The organism is Burkholderia savannae (assembly GCF_001524445.2).
Lineage (GTDB): Bacteria > Pseudomonadota > Gammaproteobacteria > Burkholderiales > Burkholderiaceae > Burkholderia > Burkholderia savannae.
Genome location: NZ_CP013417.1, coordinates 1,979,143 through 1,998,321, shown reverse-complemented (window position 1 = coordinate 1,998,321; position 19,179 = coordinate 1,979,143). Strand labels below are relative to the sequence as shown.

The 19,179-nt window shown below is 73.5% G+C and carries 4 protein-coding genes; all 4 read left to right on the top strand.

Annotated features, from left to right (window positions below):
• Positions 1–56: 56 nt before the first annotated feature.
• A complete protein-coding gene (locus WS78_RS09795) occupies positions 57–10,031 on the top strand; it encodes a non-ribosomal peptide synthetase (protein ID WP_059574985.1) in 9,975 nt (3,324 codons plus the stop codon).
• A gap of 9 nt (positions 10,032–10,040) precedes the next feature.
• Positions 10,041–15,350: a non-ribosomal peptide synthetase gene (locus WS78_RS09790; protein ID WP_059574983.1), complete on the top strand. Its 5,310-nt coding sequence runs from the start codon at positions 10,041–10,043 to the stop codon at positions 15,348–15,350.
• Between the two features lie 125 nt (positions 15,351–15,475).
• Positions 15,476–16,897 (top strand): lysine N(6)-hydroxylase/L-ornithine N(5)-oxygenase family protein, encoded by a 1,422-nt coding sequence (locus tag WS78_RS09785; RefSeq protein ID WP_059574981.1) that lies wholly within the window; start codon positions 15,476–15,478, stop codon positions 16,895–16,897.
• Between the two features lie 46 nt (positions 16,898–16,943).
• Positions 16,944–19,160: a TonB-dependent siderophore receptor gene (locus WS78_RS09780; RefSeq protein ID WP_059574979.1), complete on the top strand. Its 2,217-nt coding sequence runs from the start codon at positions 16,944–16,946 to the stop codon at positions 19,158–19,160.
• Positions 19,161–19,179: the final 19 nt, after the last annotated feature.

Sequence of the window (19,179 nt, the reverse complement as noted above, 5' to 3'; positions counted from 1 at the left end):
GCCGGCGACATGAACGAAGCGGCCGAAGCGGCCGGAACCAACGGACTTCACGCCCTATGACGAGCTTTCCGACTGCGCTGCATCATCGAATCCACGCGCTCGCGCGACTCGCCCCCGACGCGCCCGCGCTCGCGTCGTTTGCGCCCGACACCGTGCGCCTCACGCGCGGCGAACTCGACGACCGCGCGGCGCGCCTCGCCGCGAAGCTGCGCGCGGCGGGCGTGACGACGGAGGTGCGCGTCGGCGTGTGCGTCGCGCGCTCGTGCGATCTGTTCGTCGCGCTTCTCGCGGTGATGAAGGCGGGCGGCGTGTTCGTCGCGCTCGATCCGCGCCATCCGGCCGCGCGCCTCGACTGGGTCGCGCAGGACGCGGGGCTCGCGCACGGCATCGTCGACGCGTCGGCCGACGCCGCGATGCGCGCGCGCTTCGCGCAGTGCTTCGATGTCGCGAGCGTCGCCGGGGCGGCCCCGTCCGAGCCGCGCGTGCACGGCGACGAGGCGGGCGGCGCGGTCCATCCGCGCGCGGCCGCCTACATGATCTACACGTCCGGCTCGACGGGCACGCCGAAGGCGGTCGTCGTCGAGCACGGCCCGCTCGCCGCGCACGGCGATGCGCTCGCCGACTCGCTGCCGATCGGCCCCGACGACCGCGTGCTGCATTTCGCGTCGGTGAATTTCGACGTCGCGATCGAGGCGTGGCTCGTGCCGCTCGCGGTGGGCGGCAGCGTCGTCATCAGCGATCCGCCGCCGTTTCCGCCCGACGCCGCGCATGCGCTGATCCTGCGCGAGCGCGTGACGAACACGACGCTGCCGCCCGCGTACCTGCGCGAATTCGCGGCGGTGTGCGCGCGCGAGGGCGTGCCGCCGTCGCTGCGCGTGCTGCTGTTCGGCGGCGAAGCGATGTCGCAGGACGCGTTCGACGAGATCCGCCGCGTGTTTCCGTCGATCCGGCTCGTGAACGGCTACGGGCCGACCGAAACCGTGATCTCGCCGATGCTCTGGCCGGTCGATCCGGGCACTGCGCCCGCGCTCGACGACGGCAACGGCTACGCGTCGCTGCCGATCGGCTGGCCGATCGGCCGGCGCGTCGCGCGCGTCGAGCAGGCGAACGGTCCGGTCGCGCGCGGCGACGCGGGCGAGCTCCTGCTCGGCGGCGCGTGTCTCGCGCGCGGCTATCACGGCCGCCCCGCGCTGACGGCCGAACGCTTCCTGCCGGACCCGACCGGCGAGCCGGGCGCGCGGATCTACCGGACGGGCGACCTTGCGCGCGAACGCGCGGACGGCTCGTTCGACTATCTCGGCCGCATCGACGATCAGGTGCAGGTGCGCGGCGTGCGCGTCGAGCCGGGCGAGATCGCCGCGTGCCTGCTCACGCACGCAGGCGTGCGTGACGCGGGCGTGCTCGCCGAGACGGCGGGCGGGCGCACGCAACTGATCGCGTGCGTGGCGCTCGCGAGCCGTCGGGGCGACGCGCCCGCGGGCGCCGGCGATTCCCGGTCGAACGCGCAGCCGGACGACGACGCGCTGCGCGCGCACATCGCCGCGCACCTGCCCGCCGCATGGCTGCCGCACCGGTTCGTGCGTTTCGACACGCTGCCGTACACGCTGAACGGCAAGCTCGACCGCGCGGCGCTGCGCGACGCGGTCGCGGCGCAGCCGATCGAGGCCGCCGCCGATTTCGACGCGCCGCGCACCGACACCGAGCGCCGCGTCGCCGCGCTGTGGCGGCGCCTGTTGAACGATCCCGCGCCGATCGGTCGCGTCGACCGCTTTTTCGTGCGCGGCGGCGATTCGCTTGCCGCGATGCAACTGCAGGCGGCGATCCGGCTCGAATGGCGCGTGAACGTTCGGCTCGACGCGATTTTCGACGACGCGCCGCTCGCCGAGCTCGCCGCGCGCATCGACGGCGCGCAGCCCGAGATGGACAGGCCGGTGGCGAGCGCCATGCCGGCGATGCGCGCCGCGACGGCCGACGCGGCCCAAGCGGGCGGCGCCGTCGAGCGCCCCGCGTCGTTCGCGCAGCAGCGCTTCTGGGTGCTCGCGCGCACGCAGGACGCGGGCGCCGCGTATCACGTGTCGTTCCATTGGAACGTCGACGGCGCGCTCGACATCGATACGCTGCAGCGCGCGCTCGACGCGCTGATCGCGCGCCACGAGGCATGGCGCACGACGCTCGTCGAGAACGACGACGGCATCGTCGTCCAGCGAATCCACGCGGCGCTGCCGGTGCGGATCGCCGCCGTCGATCTGCGCGGCGAGCTCGAATCGTCGCGCGCCGCGCGCCTGGCCGAGCTGACCGAGCGCCACACGAGCGCGCCGTTCGATTTGTCCGACGGCCCGCTCGTGCGTGCGCTGCTCGTGACGCTCGCCGACGGCGCGCAGCGCTTGCTGTTGACGACGCACCACGCGGTCAGCGACGGCTGGAGCTCGCGCTGCGCGTTCGACGAGCTGACGCGCGCGTATGCGGCGTTCGCCGGCGGTCGCGCGCCCGAGCTGCCGGCGCTGCCGATCCAGTATGCGGACTATGCGCAATGGCAGCGCGACGCGCTCGACGCGGACGAGACCGCGCGCCAGCTCGCCTACTGGCGCGGCGCGCTCGCCGACGCGCCCGCGCCGCTCGCGCTGCCGCTCGACCGGCCGCGCGCGGCCGAGCGCGACTATCGCGGCGGGCGGCTCGCGCGGCGTCTTTCGCCCGCGGCGTCCGGCGCGGTGCGCGACGCCGCGCGCCGGCTGCACGCGTCGCCGTTCACCGTGCTGCTCGCCGCGTTCGACGCGTGGCTCTTTCGCGTCACGGGCGAGCGCGACGTCGTCGTCGCCGCGCCGATCGCGCAGCGCGCGCGCCCGGAAACCGCGCCGCTCGTCGGCCTGTTCCTCAACACGCTCGCGCTGCGCGCGCGCGTGTCGCCCGAGCAGTCGTTCGAGTCGCTCGTCGCGTCGGTGCGCGACGCCGCGTTCGGCGCGTTCGCGCATCAGGACGTGCCGTACGACAAGGTGATCGACGCGGCGAAGCCGCCCGTGCGGCGCGGCGACGAGTGGCTGCGGGTCAAGTTCGCGCAGCAGTTCGATCTCGAGCTGTCGGCAACGCTGCCGGGCGCGGCCGTGCGCATGGCGCCGGGGCTCGATCCGGCCGCGCGCTTCGATTACGCGCTCGATTTCACCGACGACGCGCGCGGCATCGAATTCGTCGCCGCGTACGCGCAGGACGGGATCGACGAAGCGACCGCGCACGCTTGGCTCGACAGCTTCGCCGCGCTCGTCGAGGACGCGGTGCGTCACCCGCGCCGCGCGATCGCCGAGCTCGCGATCGCGCACGGCGGCGCGCCGCGCGCGTGGCTCACGGGCCGGCCGCTCGCGACCGCGTCCGACGTGCTCGCGCTCTTCGCGCGCGAGGCGGCCGAGCATCCGCATCGCGTCGCGCTCGCGGACTCCGACGCGCAGCTCACGTTCGCCGAGCTCGACGACGCGTCGAACCGCGTCGCGCTCGCGCTGCGCCGCGACGGCGCGCGCGCGGAGACGCCGGTGGCGATCTGCATCGAGCGCTCGGCGCGCTTCGCGGCCGCGTTCGTCGGCGTGCTGAAATCCGGCGCGTACGCGGTGCCGCTCGATCCGGCGTCGCCGCGCGAGCGGATTGCCGCCGCGCTCGCCGCGTGCGGCGCGCGCCGCATGCTCGCGGCGGGCGATCTCGACGCGCTCGGCGCGTTCGACGGCGTCGCCGTGCAGGACGTCGACGCGTGCGCGCGCGACGCGTCGCTCGCGCACGCCGCCGCGCCGCGCGTGCCGCCGCTGCCCGAGCAGGCCGCCTATCTGATTTTCACGTCGGGCTCGACGGGCGAGCCGAAGGGCGTCGTCGTGCCGCATCGCGCGCTCGCCGACTACGTCGCCGGGATGCTCGACGAGCTCGCGTTCGCGCCCGGCGCGTCGATGGCGATGGTGTCGACGGTCGCGGCCGATCTCGGCCATACGACGCTGTTCGGCGCGCTGTGCTCGGGCCGCACGCTGCATCTGCTGCCCGCGCACGCGGCGTTCGATCCGGACCGCTTCGCGCACGAGATGGCGACGCGCGACGTCGGCGTGCTGAAGATCGTGCCGAGCCATCTGCACGCGCTCCTCGACGCGCAGCGCGCGGCCGACGTGCTGCCCGCGCACGCGCTCGTGACGGGCGGCGAGGCGCTGCCGTGGGCGCTTGTCGAGCGGATCGAGGCGCTCAAGCCCGGCTGCCGCGTGATCAATCACTACGGGCCGACCGAGGCGACCGTCGGCGCGCTCGTGTGCGACACGTCCGCGCCCGAGCAGGCGGATCTGCGCGCGACGGCGGCGGGCGCGAACGGCGTGGCGACGCCCGTTGAGGTGACGCCTGATGCCTCGGCGCGCGGCGTGCCGCTCGGCCGGCCGCTGCCGAACGCGCACGCGTGCGTGCTCGACGCGCACGGCGCGAGCGTGCCCGTCGGCGCGATCGGCGAGCTGTACCTGGGCGGCCCCGGCGTCGCGCGCGGCTATCTGGGCCGCGCGGGCGCGACCGCCGAGCGCTTCGTCCCGCATCCGCACGAGGCGGGCGCGCGCGTCTACCGGACGGGCGACCGCGTGCGGCTGCGCGCGGACGGCCGGCTCGACTTCCTCGGGCGTCTGGACGATCAGGTGAAGATCCGCGGCTACCGCGTCGAGCCGGGCGAGGTGAGCGCCGCGCTGCGCGCGCTGCCCGGCGTCGCGCAGGCGCAGACGCTCGCGATCGAGCAGGACGCGCGGCTGCGCCTCGTCGCGTTCGCGACGCCCGCATCCGGCGCGCGCATTGCGGGCGAAGCGTTGCGCGACGCGCTCGCCGCGCGCCTGCCCGACTACATGGTGCCCGCCGCGCTCGTCGTGCTCGACGCGCTGCCCGTGACCGCGAACGGCAAGGTCGATCGCGCGGCGCTGCGCGCGCTCGCGGCGACGCCCGCCGCCGCGAGCGCCGCCGACGAGGACGCGCCGCAAGGCCACGTCGAAGAAACCCTCGCGGCCGTCTGGCGCGACGTCCTGAAAGCGCCGCGCGTCGGCCGTCGCGACAACTTCTTCGAGCTCGGCGGCGATTCGATCCTCGTGCTGCAGGTGATCGCTCGCTCGCGCAAGCGCGGCGTCAAGTTCACGCCGAAGCAGCTGTTCGACGGCCCGACGGTTGCCGAGCTCGCGCGCGTCGCGGCGGAAATCGACGCCGTCGCGCCGAAGGACGGCGCGACGGCCGCCGCGCGGCAGGCTTTCGCCGCCGTGCCGGACGAAGCGCGGCTCACGCCCGCGCAGCTGCATTTCTTCGCGCTCGACATTCCGCGCCGCGGACACTGGAACCAGTCGATCGAGCTCGACGTCGCCGGCGCGTTCGATTTCGACGCATTCGCCCGCGCGTTCGACGCGTTGCTGACCCACCATCCGGTGTTCCGCGAGCGCTTCGTGCAAACGGGCGCGAGCGGCGCGTGGCGGCTTCGCGTCGCGCCGCGCGCGTTCGACGCGCTGCCGCTCGCGGCCGCCGCCGCGCGCGACGAGGCGGACGCGCTCGCGCAATTCGACGCGCTGCAAAGCACGCTCGACGTGACGCACGGCCCGCTCGCGTGCGCGTTCGCGGCGGCGCTGCCGAATCGGGCAGCGGGAACAGCGGGAACAACGGCGGGCGCGACGAAGCTCTATCTAGCGATCCATCACGCGATCGTCGACGGCGTGTCGTGGCGCGTGCTGCTCGACGATCTCGACGCGGCGTACCGCGCCGCATGCGAGCGCCGCGCGGTGCGGCTCGGGCCGACGGGCGCGAGCGCGTCCGAATGGGCGGCCCGGCTCGCGCGCGCGGCCCGCGATCCGGCGGGGCCGTTCGCGGCCGAGCTGCCGTACTGGGCGGCGCTCGCCGCGCCGCACGACGACCTGCGGCTCGACCGCCCCGACGCCGCGGCGACCAACGCGCACGCCGACGTCGTGATCCAGACGCTCGATCCGGCGCTCACGCGCGACGTGCTGACCGAGGCGAACGCCGCGTACCGCACGCATGCGGTCGAGCTGCTGATCGCGGCGCTCGTCGCCGCGCTCGGCGGGCATGCGGGCGCGGCGTCCTGCCGGCTCGAACTCGAAGGGCACGGCCGCGAGGCGCTCTTCGACGACGTCGACGCGAGCCGCACGCTCGGCTGGCTGACGAGCCACTATCCGGTTGCGTTCGCCGTCGAGCCGACGCCGGCCGCCACGCTCGCCGGCGTGAAGGACGCGCTGCGCGCGGTGCCGAACAAGGGGCTCGGCTTCGGCGTGCTGCGCCACTACGGCGACGACGCGACACGCGCGGCGCTCGCCGCGGTGGAGCGGCCGCGCGTGACGTTCAACTACCTCGGCCAGTTCGACACGCCGCGCGACGCCGCGCTCGTGCCGCGCTTCGGCGGCGCGGGCCGCGAGCGCGACCCGGCTGGGCCGCTCGGCAACGCGCTCGCGATCCACGCGTACGTCGACGCGAACGATGGCCGTGCGCTGAAAGTGCATTGGGTGTACGGCGCGACGCAGTTCGAGCGCGCGACGATCGAGACGCTCGCCGCGCGATTCGACGCCGCGCTGCGCGAGCTCGCCGCCGCGTGCGCGGCGCGCGTCGCCGAGCGCGGCGCGGGCGCGACGCCCGGCGACTATCCGCTCGCACGCGCGGGCGGCCTCACGCAGGAAGCGCTCGAGCGCCTGCCGTTCGACGCGCGCGCGATCGACGACATCTATCCGCTGTCGCCGATGCAGCAGGGGATTTTGTTTCATTCGCTGTTCGCGCCGGAGCGCGCGACGTACGTGAACCAGCTCGTCGCGACGCTCGTCGCGCCGGACGTCGAGCGGCTGCGCGCCGCGTTCGACGCGGCCGTTCCGCGCCACGACATCCTGCGCACCGGCTTCGCCGCGCACGAGGCCGCGCCGATGCAGATCGTCCATCGCCACGCGCGGATGCCGGTCGAGATCGTCGACTGGCGCGGCGCGCACGCGAGCGCCGAGCGGCTCGATGCGGCGCTCGACGCGTGGCTCGCCGCCGACCGCGCGCGCGGCTTCGATCTCGCGACGCCGCCGCTGATGCGCGTGACGCTGATTCAGACGGGCGAGACCGAATGGCGTCTCGTCTGGACCCGCCATCATCTGCTGCTCGACGGCTGGAGCACCGCGCGACTCTTCGCGGACGTGCTGCGCGATTACATCGAGCCGCCGCGCGCGAATCCGTTCGCCGCGCCTGCGCGCACGCGCTATCGCGATTTCATCGCGTGGCTCGCGCGCCGCGACGCCGATGCCGACCGCGCGTTCTGGCTCGAATGCCTCGCGCGGCTCGACGAGCCGACGCACGTCGCCGAGCGCGAACATGGCGCGCACGATGCCGCGCGCGGCGGCGACGCGGCCCGCCGCGCGAACTGGCGCGCGGCGCTGCCCGCCGCCGACACCGCGCGCGTGGCCGAAGCGGCGCGCCGCCTGAAAGTGACCGTCAACACGATCGTGCAAGGCGCCTGGGCGCTCGCGCTGCAGCGCACGACGCACCGCGCGGCGGTCGCGTTCGGCGCGACGGTCGCGGGGCGCCCGGACGCGCTGCCCGACGTCGATACCGTGCTCGGCCTTTTCATCAACACCGTGCCGGTGATCGCCGCGCCGCAGCCGCAGCTCGTCGCGCGCGACTGGCTCTCGAGTCTGCAGCGCGAGAACGCGGCGGCGCTCGAGCACGCGCACACGCCGCTCTACGAAATCCAGCAATGGGCGGGCGCGGGCGGCGCGCTCTTCGACACGCTCGTCGTGTTCGAGAACTACCCGGTCGACGAAGCGTGGCAGGGGCGCGATCCGCGCGCGCTGCACAAGCGCGATCTGCGCAACATCGAGGCGACCGACTTCGCGCTGACGCTCGTGGTCGAGGCGGGCGACGCGCTCGCGATCGACTACGGCTACGATCCCGCGCGGATCGGGCAGGCGCGGGTCGAGGCGCTGCACCGCGCGTTCGCCGCGTGCATCGACGGGCTGATCTCGAACCCGGACGCGCCGCTCGGCGCGATCTCGTGCGCCAGCGCCGACGATCTCGCGCTGATCGCGCGCTGCAACGCGACGAGCGTGAACTGGCCCGACGCGCAGCACGCGCCGCTCTTCACGCAATTCGAAGCGGCCGCACGCGCTCGGCCCGACGCGATCGCGCTCGAATTCGCCGACGCGGCCAGCGGCGGCGCCGGCGACGGTCCGCTCGCGCGGATGCGCTACGCCGAGCTCGACGCGAAGGCCGACCGCGTCGCCGCGGCGCTCGTCGCATCCGGCGTGCGGCCCGATTCGGTCGTCGCGCTGTGCGTCGAGCGCTCGTTCGACATGGTCGTCGCGCTCCTCGGCGCGATGAAGGCGGGCGCCGCGTATCTGCCCGTCGATCCGGACTATCCGGCCGAGCGGATCGCCCACCTGCTCGGCGACGCGAAGCCGCCCGTCGTGATCACGCAAGCGCATCTGCGCGCGCGCGTCGACGCGGCGCTGTCGGGCGGAGCCGCCGCCGCCGTCGTGACCGTCGACGCGCTGCTCGAGCGCGCGCCGGCCGCGCGTCCCGGCGGGGCGGCTGAAGGGGCTGAAGGGGCTGAAGGGGCTGAAGGGGCTGAAGGGGCTGAAGGGGCTGAAGCGGCAGAGCTCGCCGAAACCGCTGAGTGCGCCGCTGCGCGGGCCGCCGCGCCCGGCCAGCTCGCCTACCTGATCTACACGTCGGGCTCGACCGGCAAGCCGAAGGGCGCGGGCAACACGCACGCCGCGCTCGCGAACCGGATCGCATGGATGCAGCATGCGTATCGCCTCACGCCCGACGACGTCGTGCTGCACAAGACGCCGTTCGGCTTCGACGTGTCGGTGTGGGAGTTCGTGTGGCCGCTCGCGGTCGGCGCGAAGCTCGCGATCGCGGCGCCCGGCGACCATCGCGATCCGGCGCGCCTCGTCGCCGCGATCGAAACGCACCGCGTGACGACGCTGCATTTCGTGCCGTCGATGCTCGCCGCGTTCGTCGCGCATCTCGACGATTTCGGCGCGGCCGCGCGCTGCGCGAGCGTGAGAACGATCGTCGCGAGCGGCGAGGCGCTCGCGCCCGAGCTCGTCGCGCGCGTCGCCGCGCTGCTGCCGCACGCAAGGCTGCACAACCTGTACGGCCCGACCGAAGCCGCGATCGACGTGTCGCACTGGAGCTGCACCGCGGACGACGCGTCAGCGGCCGCGGTGCCGATCGGCCATCCGATCGCGAACGTGCAACTCCATGTGCTCGACGCCGCGCTGCAACCGGCGCCCGTCGGCGCGGCGGGCGAGCTGTACCTCGGCGGCGCGGGGCTCGCGCGCGGCTATCTCGGCCGCTCGGCGCTCACGGCCGAGCGCTTCGTGCCCGATCCGTTCGCACCGGGCGCGCGCCTCTACCGGACGGGCGACCTCGCGCGACGGCGCGCCGACGGCGCGCTCGACTATCTCGGCCGGATCGACACGCAGGTGAAGCTGCGCGGCCAGCGAATCGAGCTGGGCGAGATCGAGGCGCTGCTGCGCGCGGCCCACGGCGTGCGCGACGCGGTCGTGATCGTGCGCGACGAGCGGCTCGTCGGCTACGTCGCATGCGCGGCGCCCGCCGAATTCGACGCCGCCGCGCAGATCGAGCGGCTGCGCGCGCAGTTGCCCGCGTACATGGTGCCCGCGCAGCTCGTCGCGCTCGCCGTGCTGCCCGTGACGCCGAACGGCAAGTGCGATCGCCGCGCGCTGCCCGAGCCCGCGTTCGACGAGCGCGTCGTCGACGCGCCGCAAACCGATACCGAGCGCGCGCTCGCGGCGATCTGGCAGCGCGTGCTGAAGCTCTCCGACATCGGCCGCGACGACGATTTCTTCGCGCTCGGCGGCCATTCGCTGCTCGCCGCGCAGGCGAACGCGCAGGCGAACCTGCAGTGGTCGCTGACGCTGCCGCTGCGCGTGATCTTCGACGAACGCACGCTCGCGCGCTGCGCGGCGGCGATCGACCGCGCGTGCGACGCCGGCCGCGACCACCACGCCGCGAGCGCGATCGACGCGCTGCTCGGCGAGCTCGAAGCCCAGTAAGGAGCCCGCATGACCACACCCGATCTGCTGTCGCTCGCCGCGCGCTTCGCGCGGTTGCCCGACACGCAGCGCAAGCAGTTCCTCGCGAAGCTCGGCGACGCGGGGATCGATTTCCGGATGCTGCCGATTCCGCCGCGCGAAGACCGCGCGGCGAGCGTGCCGGCGTCGTTCGCGCAAACGCGCCTCTGGCTGCACGCGCGCTTGCTCGGCGAATCGGCCGCGTATCACATCACCGAGCGGCTGCGCCTCGACGGCGCGCTCGACGCGAACGCGCTGCGGCTGTCGTGCGACGCGCTGATCGCGCGCCACGAGGCGCTGCGCACGACGTTCGCCGAAGGCGCCGACGGCGTGCTGCAGACGGTGCACGCGCCGATGCGCTGCCCGTGGCGCTACACGGATCTCGCCGACGCCGATGCCGATGCGGCCGACACGCCCGCCGCGCCGCGCGACGCGCGCGCCGCGGCCGTCGCCGCGCGGGAGGAGGCGCAGGCGTTCGACCTCGCGCGCGGCCCGCTCGTGCGCGCGCACCTGATCCGGCTCGACGCGGCGACGCACTGGCTCGTGCTGACGACGCACCACATCGTGTCCGACGGCTGGTCGGCCGACGTGATGCTCGCGGAGCTGTCGTCGTTCTACCGGTCGTTCGCGACGGGCGAGGCGGTGTCGCTCGCGCCGCTGCCGATCCAGTACGCCGACTACGCGCTGTGGCAGCGCCGCTGGCTCGACGCGGGCGAGGGCGAGCGGCAGCTCGCGCACTGGCGCGCGGCGCTCGACGCGAGCCGCGACGCGCTGCTTTTGCCGGGCGCGGCGACGCGCCCCGCGCAGCGCAGCGCGAGCGGCGCGCGCCACGCGTTCGACGTGCCCGCCGCGCTCGCGCGGCGCGTGCGCGCGCTCGCGCAGGCGCGCCGCGCGACGCCGTTCGCGGTGCTGCTCGCCGCGCTCGCGACGCTGCTCGCGCGCGCGTCGGGCGAGCCCGAGATCCGGATGGGCGTGCCGTCGGCGAACCGCGAGCGCGGCGAGACCGTCGGGCTGATCGGCTTTTTCGTCAACACGCTGACGCTCGCGGCGCAAACGGGCGCGACGCGCGCGTTCGACGCGCTCGTCGACGCGACGCAGCGCGGCCTCGTCGATGCGCAGTCGCATCAGGACGTGCCGTTCGATCAGGTGGTGGACGCGCTCGGCGTCGCGCGCAGCGCGAGCCACCATCCGCTCTTTCAGGTGATGGCCGCGTACGGCGCGCGGCGCGCGCTGCCGTCGTTCGCCGACGTGCGCGCAACCGAATTGCCCTCGGGCATGCCGTACGCGAAATTCGACCTCGCGCTCAGCTTCGACGAGCGTGACGACGGCGGGCTCGACGCGCGCTTCGTGTACGCGACCGACATCTTCGGCGCCGACGCGATCGAGCGCTTCGCCGCGCGCTACGTCGAGCTGCTCTCGCACGCGCTGGAGGCGCCCGGCGCGGCGCTCGGCGATCTGCAATGGCTGCCCGAGGCGGAGCGCCGCCAGCTCGCCGCGTGGAACGGGCAGACGCACGATTTCACGGATCGCGAGCGCGGCGGCGCGGCGTCGGCGCGCGTTGTCGTCGAGACGCCGGGCGAGCGGGCCGGCAGGCCCGTCGACGCAACTTTCGGCGAGCTTGCCGGCACGCCTTCGGGCGCGGCTTTCGATGAACCGTTCGTGTCGGTCCACGACCGGATCGCGGAACACGCGCGGCGTCGCCCGGATGCGCGCGGCGCCGCCGATGTCGAGCGCGCGCTCACGCGCGGCGAGGTCGAGCAGCGCGCGACGCGGCTCGCGAAGCGGCTCGTCGCGGCGGGCGTGCGCGCGGAGACGCGCGTCGGCGTCGCGCTGTCGCGCTCCGTCGATCTGCTCGTCGGCCTGATCGCCGTGCTCAAGTCGGGCGGCGCGTTCGTGCCGCTCGATCCGAGCCACCCGCGCGAGCGGCTCGCGCAGATGCTGGACGACGCGCAGATCGCGCACGTAATCACCGAGCGCGGCAGCATCGACGCGCTGCCGCTCTCGGGCGCCGCGCACGCGTGGCTCGTCGACGACGCGATCGCCGACGCCGGGATCGACGGCGTCGCGCTGCCGGAGGTGTCGCCGCACCAGGCCGCGTACGTGATCTACACGTCGGGCTCGACGGGCAAGCCGAAGGGCGTCGTCGTCGATCACGGCGCGTTTGCACGCCATTGCGAGGCGATCGCCGCGCGCTACGGGGCGACCGAGCGCGACGTGTTCATGTTGTTCCAGTCGGTCAATTTCGACGGCGCGCACGAGGGCTGGTTTTCGCAATACATGTCGGGCGCGGCCGTCGCGGTGACGGCCGACACGCTGTGGCCGCCCGCGCGAACCTGCGCGCTGATCGCGCGCGAGGGCGTGACGATGACGTACGTGCCGCCGGGCTGCGCGACGCAGCTCGCCGAATGGGCGCTCGAGCACGGCGCGCCGCCGTCGCTGCGCTCGATCACGGTGGGCGGCGAGGCGACGTCGCGCGAGGCGTTCGCGCTGATGCGCCGCGCGTTTCCGAACGCGCGCGTCGTCAACGGCTACGGGCCGACCGAAACGGTGATCACGCCGATGCTGTGGATGTTCGAGCCGGGCGACGATCCGGCAAAGCTCGCCGACGCGGCGTATCTGCCGATCGGCACGCTGGTCGGCGCGCGCACCGCGCACGTGCTCGACGCGCGCCTGAATCCGCTGCCCGTCGGCGTGATCGGCGAGCTGTATCTGGGCGGCGAGGGGATCGGGCTCGCGCGCGGCTATCTGGGCCGCGCCGCGCTCACGGCCGAGCGCTTCGTGCCCGATCCGTACGGCGCGCCGGGCGCGCGCCTGTATCGCACGGGCGACCTCGTGCGCCGCCGCGCGGACGGCGTGTTCGATTTCCTCGGCCGCATCGACCATCAGGTGAAGCTGCGCGGGCTGCGCATCGAGCTGGGTGAAATCGAGGCGCAGCTCGCCGCGCACGGCGACGTGCGCGAGGCGGTGGCGGTGGTGTTCGGCAAGGGCGCGCAGGCGCGGCTCGTCGCGTTCGTCGAACTGACGGGCGACGCGCGCGAGCGCGCGGCGCGCGCCGACGCGGCCGAGCTCGACGCGCACCTGCGCCGCACGCTGCCCGACTACATGGTGCCCGCGCACATCGTCGTGCTCGACGCGCTGCCGCGCAACGCGAACAGCAAGGTCGACCGCGCGGCGCTTCCCGAGCCCGCGCACGCCGCGCGCGCGTACGAAGCGCCCGTGAACGACATCGAGGCGGCGCTCGCCGAGATCTGGCGCGAAGTGCTCGGCGCCGAGCGGATCGGCCGCGCCGATCACTTCTTTGAGCTGGGCGGCCATTCGCTCGCCGCGGTGCGCGTCGCGACGCGCGTCGCCGAGCGGCTCGCGCGCGACGTGCCGGTGCGCGCGCTCTTCGAGGCGCCGATTCTCGCGCCGTACGCGCTGCGCGTCGCGGCCGCCGCGCAGGTGGAAGCGGCGCACGGCGCGGGCGATGCGCCCGCCGCGCCGTACGCGCGGGACGCCGACGGCGTGCTGCCGCTGTCCGCCGCGCAGCGCGGGCTGTGGTTCCTGTGGCGCGCGCAGCCGGACAGCGCCGCGTACAACATTCCGGTCGCGCTGCGGCTGCGGGGCGCGCTCGACGCCGACGCGCTCGCCGATGCGTTCTCGCATGCGGACGCCCGCCATCCGGCGTTGCGCACGAGGATCGTCGCGCGCGCGGACGGCGCGCCGGGGCAGCGGATCGCGCCCGCGCGGCGCGTCGAATGGCCGATCGTCGATCTGCGCGCGGCCTCGGGCGCGGCGGACGACGACGCGCGGCTCGCCGCCGCCGTCGCGCTGACCGACGAGGACGCGCTCACGCCGTTCGATCTCGCCGCCGACGCGCCGCTCTGGCGCGCGCGCGTGATCCGGCTCGGCGCTGACGATCACGTGCTGTCGCTCGTCGTCCATCACATCGTGTCGGACGGCCAGTCGATCGAACTGTGGCTCGACGAGGTCCGCTCGGCGTACGTCGCGCGGCGCGTGGGCGGCGGGCAAGCGGCCGCGGAGCCATCCACGGCGTCCGGCGCGCCGGCGGAATCGCTTGCGGAAAAGCGCTCGGCCGCGCCGCCGGCAACGCTTGGCGAAACAGTTGCCCAAACGCGCGCGGATTCGCTCGACATCGACACGCCGGTGCTGCCCGCCGCCGCGCCGCACGCGCGCCTCGCGTTCTGGCGCGAGGCGCTCGCGGGCGCGCCGTCGCACGCGCTGCCGCCGCCGCGCGCGGGCCGCGCGGCGGCGCCGCGCTGGGACGCGGGCCGTCTCGCGTTCGAGCTTGACGGCGCGCTCACGCGCCGCGCGCGCGCGATGGCGCTCGATGCGCACGCGACGCTGCCGATGCTGCTGCACGCGGCGTTCAACGCCGCGTTCTACCGCACGACGGGCGCGACCGACCAGCCGGTCGGCGTGCTCGCGTCGACGCGCGAGCTGACGGGCGAGCCCGCCGAGCGCGCGCTCGGGCTCTTCATCAACGCGGTCGTCGTGCGCACGCGCATGACGAGCGCCGATACGCCCGCGACGCTCGTCGCCGCGGTGCGCGACGCGGCGCTCGCCGCGTATGCGCACGCGGACGCGCCGTTCGGCGACGTCGTGGCCGCGCTGCGCACGCCGCGCGCGGTCAACGGCAATCCGCTGTTCCAGGTGATGTTCAACTACCTGCGGCCAGCGGGCGCCGCCGCGCGCGACTGGGCGGGGCTTGCCGTCGAGGCATTCAACGACGTCAGGCACCGCGTGGTGTTCGAGCTGGAGCTCGACCTCGTCGAGCATCCGGACGGCCGCGTGACGGGCGCGTTCTCGTACGCGACGGAACGCGTCGACGGCGCGTTCGTCGCCGCGCTCGCGGCCGATTATCTCGACGTCGTGCGCGGCTTCGTCGACGCGCCCGCGCGCGCGCTCGGCGCATCCGCCGCGCGTTTTCCGCTCGACGCGCACGACGTGCACGACCCGCGCGACGTGTGCGACGCGCTCGCCGCACGGTCGTCGTCGTCATCGCGCGCGGCGGGCGGCGACGAGCGCGCGCGCGAGGCGGGCGGCCGCGCGCACGCGCTCGCCGACGTATGGCGCGCGTGCTTCGGGCGCGCCGCGCCCGCGCCGGAGCACGACCTGTTCGAAGCGGGCGCGACGTCGTTCGACGTCGTGCGCTTCGTCGACGCGGCGCGCTCGGCCGGCTTCGCGCTCGCGATCGCCGACGTGTTCGCCGCGCCGAGCTTCGCGGCGCTCGCCGCGCTCGGGGCGCACCCGGCCCGCGCGGCCGGCCAGCCCGCCACCGAGGCGCGCGATGCCGATTGAGCGCCGCCTGCCGCCGTCACGCCCGGCCCGGATCGGCCGCGTCGCCGATGCGCGCGATCCGCGTCACGTTTTTGTCCAGCCGGCGCCGTCAGTGCGCCGGCCACACCGTTAAGGGAATCAGAGACATGCAGAGAGATACCGTATTCGACCTGATCGGCGTCGGTTTCGGACCGTCGAACCTCGCGCTTGCCGTGCGCCTCGCGGAAGCGGGCGACGCGGCCGCGTTCACGCATTGCCATGTCGAGCGCCAGCCGGCCTTCGGCTGGCACCGCGGGATGCTGCTCGACGACTGCCGGATGCAGATTTCCTTCCTGAAGGATCTCGTCACGCTGCGCGATCCGAAGAGCCGCTTCACGTTCGTCAATTACCTGTACGAGCACGGACGCCTGAGCGAATTCGTCAACCTGAAGAACTTCTATCCGACGCGCGTCGAGTTCCACGATTACCTGAGCTGGGTCGCGAACGCGTTCGACGATCGCGTCCACTACGGCGAGACGGTGACGGCGATCGAGCCCGTCGCCGCGCCGGGCGCGAGCGGCGAGATCGACGCGCTGCGCGTGTTCTCGAAGGACGCCGACGGCCGCGAGCGGCAGCGCGTCGCGCGCGCGCTGTCGGTCGGCGTCGGCGGCGCGCCGAGCGTGCCCGACGCGTTCGCCGCGCTCGGGCCCGATCTCGTCGTCCATTCGTCGAACTACCTGACGTCGATCGACCGGCTCGTCGGCGCGCCGGAAGCCCGTACGCCGGATGCCCGTTCGAAGAAACGCGTCGCGGTGATCGGCGCGGGGCAGAGCGCGGCGGAGGTGTTCGTCGATCTCGCGCGGCGCTTTCCGCACGTGGAGGCGAGCCTCGTGATCCGCTCGGGCGCGCTCAAGCCGGCGGACGACAGCCCGTTCGTCAACGAGATCTTCAATCCGGCGTTCACGGACGTCGTCTACGCGCAGCCGGCGAGCGGCCGGCGCTCGCTGATCGAGCGCTTTCGCGACACGAACTACGCGGTCGTCGACCGGCCGCTCATCGAGCAGATCTACGAAATGCTCTACCTGCAGCGCGTCGCCGACGCGAAGGGCGATGCGCCGCGCCACCGGCTGCTCGCGAACGCCGCGATCGAATCGGCCGCGCGCACCGCGAACGGGCAGGCTGAACTCGTGCTGCGCGACCGCCTGACGGGCGACGCGCGCACCGAGCGCTTCGACGCGCTCGTGCTCGCGACGGGCTATCGCCGCGACACGCATCTCGCGCTTCTCGACGGACTCGCGCCGCATCTCGGCGACGCGCTCGCGGCGGGCGACGTCGCGCGCGACTACCGGCTCGCGACGCCCGCGCACTTCAAGCCGCGCATTTATCTGCAAGGTTGCTGCGAGGACAGCCATGGGCTGTCCGACACGCTGCTGTCGGTGCTCGCGCGCCGCGCCGACGAAATCGCCGCGTCGCTCGCCGAGTGCGCGCACGGAGCAGAACACGAAGAAGCCGCCCGGCCTGAAGGCCGCGCGCGGCCACGACACGATAACAACGGGGTGAGCGGCGGCCGGCTGGCCATCGCTCTTTGATGAAGGCGCGGCCTCGCGGCCGCTTTGCAACTTGGAGCAACGGAAGATGGAGTGGGCAACCAGCACGCGCGTGCGTGCGATCGCGGCCGCGGCGGGCGTGGCGTTTTACGCGGCGGCGAGTCATGCGCAGGCACAGGCGGTGCAGCCGGGGGGAGACGCGCGGCAGCCGGGCAGTCAGGTGAATGGGGATACCGCGTCGGGCGGCACGTTGCCCGCGATATCGGTGTCGGCGGATGCGCCGCGCGACGCGACCATCGGTCTCGTCGCGCGGCGCAGCACGAGCGGCACGAAAACGGATACGCCGATCGTCGAGATCCCGCAGACGATCAACATCGTCACCGCGCAGCAGATCGAGGCGACGGGCGCGACCGACATCAATCAGGCGTTCCGCTACATTCCGGGCTTTTCGAGCTACGGATCGGACAACCGCTCGGACTGGTACGCGGCGCTGCGCGGCTTCACGCCGACCGTGTTCGTCGACGGGCTGCAGGTGCCGAACACGCTGAACCTGTCGAGCTGGCGCGTCGATCCGTACATGGTCGACAGCATCGCCGTGCTGCGCGGCCCGACGTCGGTGCTGTACGGGCAGGGCGACCCCGGCGCGATCGTCGACGTGCAGAGCAAGCTCGCGAACGGCGAGCGGATTCGCGAAGTCGGCGTGCAGGTGGGCAACTACGCGCGCAAGCAACTGATGTTCGACGTCGGCGACAAGATCGACAAGGACGGCACGCTGTCGTACCGGATCGTCGGCGTCGGCCGCGACGGCAACGCGCAGACGGGGCCGCTCGCCGATCAGCGCGTGTCGTTCGCGCCGTCGCTCAAGTGGCAGCCGAACGCGGACACGTCGCTCACGCTCGCCGCGACGTACCTGCAGGACTGGGGCGACACGTCGAGCAACTTCCTGCCCGCGCAGGGCACGGTGCTGCCGAACCCGAACGGCACGATCTCGGACGATCTGTATACGGCCGACGCGAATTTCGACCACTACCGGAAGAAGCAATGGTCGCTCGGCTATCAGTTCGAGCACAAGCTGAACCCGGTATGGACGTTCCGTCAGAACGTGCGCTGGATGCACCTGTCGCTCGACGACGCGTCCGTCTACGGCGGCGGCCTCGACGGCGCGGACCCGACGATGGCGACGCTCACGCGCTACGCGGGCCTGTTCCAGTTCAACTACAGCCGCTTCGACGTCGACAACCAGGCGCAGGCGAAATTCACGACCGGCCCGCTTTCGCACACGCTGTTGTTCGGCTTCGACTACAACCGCCAGACGACGACGGACAGCGAATGGCTCGCGAAGGCGCCGAGCCTCAACCTGTACCGGCCGGTCTACACGCCGATCCCGGCCGATATCTTCAGCGGGCCGGGCGCGTATCCGCGCACCGACACGAAGACGACGCTCAACGTATTCGGCCTGTACGTGCAGGACCAGATCAAGTGGCAGCGCTGGGTGCTGACGCTGGGCGGCCGGCAGGACTGGACGCGCACGTTGCAGGACGACATCGCGAATTCGACGAGCTTCAAGCAGAACGATCACGCGTTCAGCGGGCGCGTGGGCCTGACCTATCTCGGCGACTACGGCCTCGCGCCGTACATCAGCTATTCGACGTCGTTCAATCCGCAAATCGGCCTGAAGCTCTCGGGCGGCGGGCTCGCGGTGCCGACCAAGGGCCGCCAGATCGAGGCCGGCCTGCGCTGGCAGCCGCCCGGCAAGAACCTGATGCTGAACGCGGCCGTGTATCAGATCAACCAGACCAACGTCGCGATGAGCAATCCGAACGATCCGACGAGCAGCACGTTCGTGCAGGTGGGCGAAGTGCGCTCGCGCGGCATCGAACTGAGCGCGGTCGGCAATCTGTCGCGCGAGCTGTCGGTGATCGCCGCGTATGTCTATCAGGACGTGAAGAACGTGCAGGCGAACGACAACACGCTGAACAAGTGGCCCATCGACGTTCCGCGTCCGCGCCAGATCGCGTCGCTGTGGGCCGACTGGACGTGGCGCAACGGGCCGCTCACGGGCTTCGGGATCGGCGCGGGCGTGCGCTACATGAGCGCGGCGGCGGGCGCGGCCGACAACTCGCTGACGGTGCCGAGCTACACGCTCTTCGACGCCGCGCTGCATTACGAAATGCGCAACTGGCGCTTCGCGGTCAATGCGACGAATCTGTTCAACCGGCGCTACGTGTCCGGCTGCCAGTCGGATTCGGTATGCATGTACGGCAACCAGCGCACCGTGATCGCGACGGCGAAATACAACTGGTAAGCGCGTCTCATCATCCCAT